The sequence below is a fragment of the Magnetococcales bacterium genome (assembly GCA_015231925.1).
Taxonomy (GTDB): Bacteria; Pseudomonadota; Magnetococcia; order Magnetococcales; family JADGAQ01; genus JADGAQ01.
This window is the reverse complement of the sequence record JADGAQ010000229.1, coordinates 1-5,768: the sequence shown is the minus strand read 5'-3', so window position 1 is coordinate 5,768 and position 5,768 is coordinate 1. Positions and strand designations below refer to the sequence as shown.

The following is a 5,768-nucleotide window of genomic DNA, read 5'->3' as shown; positions in this document are numbered from 1 at the left end:
TCCAACAGCCCGGCCACCGACTGAGTAGGTTCCGGATTTCCTTCCAGATAGCGGCTGATGGAAGCGATGCGGGCTTCGGCCTGCTCCTTGTCCATCCAGGCAAATTCCGGCGTTACGACGTTGAAATCCAGTAACGGGGGCATTTCCAGCGCAAACGGCCGCATGAAATCGTAAGAGCCGATGCGCCAGGCCCACATGTCGGGGCTTTCCAGGATGAAAAGACGGGTCTCCTCCTCTTCCAGCCAGACCAGCAGGGGGCGGTTGGCTTCGCTGGCGAAGCTGTTGCGGGTGTAGTTGAGCATACGGAAGCGATCGACGCCGGGACCGTGGGTCATCCAGCGGCCCAGACCCAGCACATGGACCGGCAGGAAGGGGGGGAACTCTGCCAGGGCCTGCAGAATCTCCTGCGGATGGGACCAATCGTCTTGCACCTCCAGCCGACCCGTCTCCACCCCCATTGCGGCCAGTTCGGCCATCAGGCGTTCCCGGTAGCCGGAGTCCCCGTAAACCAGCACGGCCAGCACGAAACGGCGGGGCAGCGGATGCAACAGGCGGTGCAACTTCTCCAGTCTTCGGCGGTGTTCCGGGGTGATCGTTGCGGAATCAGGAGGCGGTGTCGGCATGCTGATATTCCGCCAGGGTGCGAATCACCGGATGGGAGCGCCACCAGTACTGGTTGTATTCCAGAATGGCGAGATGTCCCAACAGGGCGTGGGTGCGGGGATCGTTTTCCGGGTTTTCGATATGAGCGTCGAGTCGTTTCAGGGTGCGGTAGTCTTCCGGGGTCAGAATGCGACGGAAATCGACGGCCATGTTGCTCACGGCTTTTTGCGCCGCTGCACGGGTCAGGGGCAGGTTCATCTCTTCCAGACGAGTATCCGCCAAGAGTCGGATCAGATCCCGAGGGTGTCCGCCGGAGTATTCGATCAGGTAATCCACTGTGGCTTCGTCGTCGAACATCGCTTGCGGTACCCGACGATAGACCAGTTCCCGCATCTTTTGAAAGGCGGCTTCCACGCGGTGGCCATCCTTTTCAAATAGTTTGATCATGGGCAGTCGATGGATGTAGGTGTAGCGATGCTGCAATAGGGTGTTCTGGTAAAGCATGTAAATGGGGGCGCAGTAGATGAAGCAGGCGGCCACCTGCTGCAACTGATGCACGTCCTCCACGAAAAAGCGCAGGGTGTCCTCTCCGCGCAGCCGGTCCGTGCCGTCGATGACGAAGAGCGGCGCCTGCCCCTTGCCGGAACGGCGCAGGGCTTCCGTGGCGACTTCGACAAGCTGGTTGAACGTCCGTGCGAAATCGCCGTAAACGTTGCGCACCGTCTGCCGCAATTCGTCTTTGTAAGTGGTGTTATACTTGAAAGCGTTGGTCATCTTGGCCAGCATCGAACCCAGGATGGGCAATCCCATGCCGGCTTTGAGTTCCGTTTCCACCGCAAGAGAAAGGCTCTTGTCTTTCATCTGGGAAACGATACGTTCCTTGAACCAGTTGCCCAAGTCTTCCAGATAAACGGAGTCGATGTTGACCTCCAGCGTCTGAAGGGTTTCCACCAGCTTGCGGGCGCAGGCGAACAACACATCCACGTATTGCAGATTGCTGATATCGAGTTCGACATTAACATCGAGAAAGATGACCGCATATTTGTCCGCTCCGCCGAGCAGACTGCCCTGGCGGCGCAATTCAGTGCTTTTTCCGCAACCGGTGTGCCCCAGGAAAAGGAAATAACCCCGTTCCCGTGGGGCAATCATCCGTCGGGTTGTCGGATGGATGCCCAGCATGGCGAACAGCTTGCCGAAGCTGAACTCTCCCCTGGCTTCCGCCGTCTCCACATACCGGGGATCGCCGGGTTCCAATACCATGTCCGGGATCAGATTGTCGGCGATGGTCCAGAAATCCTGATTGGATGGAATGGGCAGGCTCATGGCGTGCGCGGCTCCTTGGCAGTTCCGTGGTTGCGGGAATACCATAGCGCATTGCTCCGCAGTGAAACAAGCATCCCCCGGCAGCGGGGGAGGGGCGGCGCGTCCGTATCAACAGCGAAAGAACACGTCCCAGGGGTGCCCCCTGGACCCCGTGGGGTTGGAAGGTCAATGGCAGAAGGACAAGTCCCAGGGCGCTGCCCTGGAGTAAGTCGGGGGGGATAATCCCCCCCGAACCCCCGTATATCGGAACAGATACAAAAGGTGAATCATGAATCAGCAGGTGCGTATTCTGGATATCAAACGGGTTTACCAGGGATTCTACCGGGTGCTGCGTCTGATGGTGCGGTATCCCCGGTTCGACGGCAGTTTGTGTCCGGCCCATCCCCTGGAGTGCGTGGAGCGGGGCGAGGCGGTGGCCATTCTGTTGTACGATCCGCAACAGGACGCCGTGGTGCTGATCCGGCAGTTTCGCATCGGGGCCTATCTGAAACAGGGGCAGGGCTGGGGACTGGAGATCGTCGCCGGGGGTTGCGAAGGCACGGACGACCTCGCCACCCAGGCCCGACGCGAGATTTTGGAAGAGACGGGCTTCGTGCCCTACCGGCTGGACTACCTCTTCGCCTACTTCTCCGTGCCGGGATTGTCATCGGAACGGGTGCATCTCTACCTGGGACTGGTGGACACCACCCAAACCACCACCGGTCGGGGCGGCGGGCTGGATCACGAAAACGAGGACATCGAAACCCTGATCATGCCCTTCCCGGAAGCCCTGGCCCGCATCGAACTCGGCGAAGTCCACAGCTCCACCGGCATCATGGCGCTGCAGTGGCTGGCGCTGCACAAAGACGCTCTCAGCCTGCCTTGATCAGGCTTTCGGCAGGAATACCCAACTGGTCGTGCAGGCGCTGAATCATCTTCAAGGTCAGCTTTCGCTTGCGATTCAGCACTTCGTAAACCCGGTTGATCTGCCCGATCATGGGAACCAGATCCCGTGGCGTGAGGTTTTGTCGAGCCATGTAAAACCGGATGGCCTCCACGGCATCGGGCAGGTCCAGGGGAAAGTGGTTCCTTTCGTAAGCCTCCACCAGGGTGACGAGGATATCGAGGCGTTCCCCCTCCGGGGTATCGGCCTCCGCCGCCATCAACGCCTCTATCTCATCCAAAGTGGCCTGGTAGTCGCTGTCGCTGCGGATGGGTTTGATGTCCATGATTTCCTCAAACAGATTCGACATCCTGTTGATCGTACTGTTGATGTGTTCCAAGAAAGCGAATATAGACAACCCGGTAGCTGTAGTTGATTCGTACTACCAAACGAAAGTTGTTGCCCCCGATATTGAAGACCACCCGGTTGTCCCGCAACAGACTGGCGCTGCCAAAGTCCCGTTTCACCTCGGCGGGATTTTGCCAATCCGCTTGCAGCGTATGACGATACCAAGCCAGCACCGGATCTCTGGCGGGAAGCAGTGCCGGATCATTCTCCCAACTTTCTCTGAGTTTCTTGAGGGCAATGATTCTCATGGACCCATGCTAGTCCCAAACTGGGATTAACACAACATCTTCCGTAACTATTCAGGGCCCTGCACAACGCAGCATGATCGTGTCAACAGCAAAAGGAAGAGTCCCAGGGCGCTGCCCCGAACCCCGCCGGGGGGGATAATCCCCCCCGGACCCCCGTATTCATTCAACCAACCCCGTCTCCCTCTCAGAACCGCTGGAATTCCTCATCCCCCAGCGCGGGTTCGTCCCTCTCCGGGGCCACTTTCGGCGGGGGCAGTTGCCGGGGAGGGGCCTTCGGGCCGGGGGCCTTCCCGGACGCGAGGGCCTTCTCCGGCGCGGGCCTGGCCGCCGGGGAGGTGTCGCGCCGCCCTTCGCCGCCCGTTTTGAAAAACCCGATGCTCTCGGAAAGGCGCGTGGCCTGGGAACTCAACTCCTCCGCCGTGGCCGCCATCTCCTCCGAAGCGCCGGCGTTCCGCTGAATCACCTGATCCAACTGCGCAATGGCCGCATTGATCTGAGCAGCCCCCTGATTCTGCTCCCGGGAACCGGAGGTGATCTCCGCGATCAACGACGCCGTTTTCTGAATGTCCGGAACCAACCGGGTGATGATCGACCCCGCCGTCTCCGCCACCGCCACGCTCGATGCCGACAACTGGCCGATTTCGCCCGCAGCGGTTTGGGAACGCTCCGCCAGCTTGCGCACCTCCGCCGCCACCACCGCGAACCCCTTGCCATGCTCCCCGGCCCGCGCCGCCTCGATGGCAGCGTTCAACGCCAACAGATTGGTCTGCCGCGCGATCTCCTCGATGATGGAGATCTTGCCGGCAATCTCCTTCATGGCCAAAACCGCCTCGGTGACCGATTTGCCCCCCTCCGTGGCATCCCGCGCCGCCTTTTGGGCAATCTCCTCCGTGGTCTGGGCATTGTCGGTGTTCTGCGCGATGTTGCTCGTCATCTGCTCCATGGCGGCGCTGGTCTCCTCGATGGAAGCCGCCTGTTCCGTGGCCCCCTGGGAGAGGGACTGCGCCGTGGACGACAACTCCCGACTGCCAAGATTGACCTGCTCCGACGCCGCCCGGATGTTGCTCACCACCTCCCTCAGCCGGATCAGCATGTCGCCAATCGCCGCCGAAACCTGGCCCACCTCATCCTTCTGGGTTACCCGGCAAATGATGGACAAATCGCCTCCGGCCAGCTTGTTGAGCGTGCCCACGCACGAGGACAACGGCGTGGCCACCGCATTGGCCATGTACAGGGCCAGTGCCACCACCAGCGCCGCAATGACCAGGGCAACGATCACATTGTTGCGTATCATGGCCACGATGGGCTCATGCACCTCCGCCAGATCGATCTCCGCCAGCACCGCCCAGGTCAGATCCCCCACCAGCGCCGGTCCAAAAGCCGACAACACCGGGTTGCCGTTGTAGTCGGTGATGATGCGCGCCTCCGTCACTCCGGATAATGCCGCCTTGGAGGCCTCGGTATCCACGCCGTTCTTCTCCACGGTTCCGGCGAAAGAGGCCTTCACCGAATGGCCCGTCTTGTCCAGAAACGAGTCGGAACGCATGCGCTTGTCCGGCCCCACCAGATAGGTTTCCCCGGTTTGGCCCATGCCCTCCCGCTGCTGCATCATGCCGTTGATCGCTTCCAGGGAGAGTTGCAGTCCCACCGCGCCCACCACCTGATCCCCTTCCCGGACCAGATCCACCACAAAAGAGGCCGGTTCCCCCTTCGAAGGGGCATAAGGCTCGAAATCCCCGATGGCCGGTTTGCCGCTGCCCGCCGCTTTTTGATAGGCCTTGCCCAGGCTGGAGGAGCGCAAGCCGCCGGAAAGCAGATTCTGCCCCAAATCGCTCTCCCCCGCCTGGCTCCAGACCACATCCCCCTCCTTGCCGATGAGGAACAGGTCGTAATAACCATACTCCTTCACGAACGTATCCAGCCATCCCGTCGATTCCCGGGCCGCCGCCGTCCAGACCGCCCCTCCCGTGCGACGCCCCTCCGCTTCGAAGGCCTTTTGCATCGCCGCCAGACCGCGACGCACATCCCCGCTCCGCGCCAGAACCCCGATATCCCCCAGCCGTTCCCCGAAATAACGCTCCACCTGAGTCTTCTTGATGGCCCGCACCGCACTCAACTGGTTGAATGCCTCCCGCATCAGCTCATGATCCGCCTGTTGCGCCGAATACCAACCCACTCCCAACATGGGTAACAGACCCACCAGTAGAAACAGGCCAATCAGCTTGGGACGCATCCGGATATCGGCAAGACGCATGGTACGACCTTTCTTGAATGGAAGGGATGTTCAAAAAAAATGCAATTCGCCCGAAAAAACGGCAGATCGT

6 protein-coding genes are annotated in these 5,768 nt (G+C 60.6%); 1 reads left to right on the top strand and 5 read right to left on the bottom strand.

Features of this window, described 5'->3' with window-relative positions; translation table 11 throughout:
* Together HQL56_17670 and HQL56_17665 are read right to left on the bottom strand one after the other, a co-directional pair.
* Positions 1-623: hypothetical protein (locus HQL56_17670; GenBank protein ID MBF0311348.1), on the bottom strand; the 623-nt coding region annotated here is incomplete at its 3' end.
* Complete coding sequence (locus HQL56_17665; protein ID MBF0311347.1) at positions 604-1,926, bottom strand: ATP-binding protein; 1,323 nt, start codon at positions 1,924-1,926, stop codon at positions 604-606. The genes HQL56_17670 and HQL56_17665, both read right to left, overlap by 20 nt.
* A 268-nt stretch (positions 1,927-2,194) precedes the next feature.
* Here HQL56_17665 and HQL56_17660 point away from each other — a divergent pair, with 268 nt between their 5' ends.
* Positions 2,195-2,791: an NUDIX domain-containing protein gene (locus HQL56_17660; GenBank protein ID MBF0311346.1), complete on the top strand. Its 597-nt coding sequence runs from the start codon at positions 2,195-2,197 to the stop codon at positions 2,789-2,791.
* Here the strand turns inward: HQL56_17660 and HQL56_17655 are convergent.
* The 3 genes from HQL56_17655 to HQL56_17645 form a co-directional block, all read right to left on the bottom strand.
* Complete coding sequence (locus HQL56_17655) at positions 2,778-3,134, bottom strand: transcriptional regulator (GenBank protein MBF0311345.1); 357 nt, start codon at positions 3,132-3,134, stop codon at positions 2,778-2,780. The two genes, HQL56_17660 and HQL56_17655, sit on opposite strands and share 14 nt — an antisense overlap.
* A gap of 7 nt (positions 3,135-3,141) precedes the next feature.
* Positions 3,142-3,444, bottom strand: coding sequence for a type II toxin-antitoxin system HigB family toxin (locus HQL56_17650; GenBank protein MBF0311344.1), 303 nt, complete (start codon positions 3,442-3,444; stop codon positions 3,142-3,144).
* Between the two features lie 184 nt (positions 3,445-3,628).
* Entirely contained in the window at positions 3,629-5,698 is a 2,070-nt protein-coding gene (locus HQL56_17645) for a HAMP domain-containing protein (GenBank protein MBF0311343.1), read from the bottom strand.
* Positions 5,699-5,768: the final 70 nt, after the last annotated feature.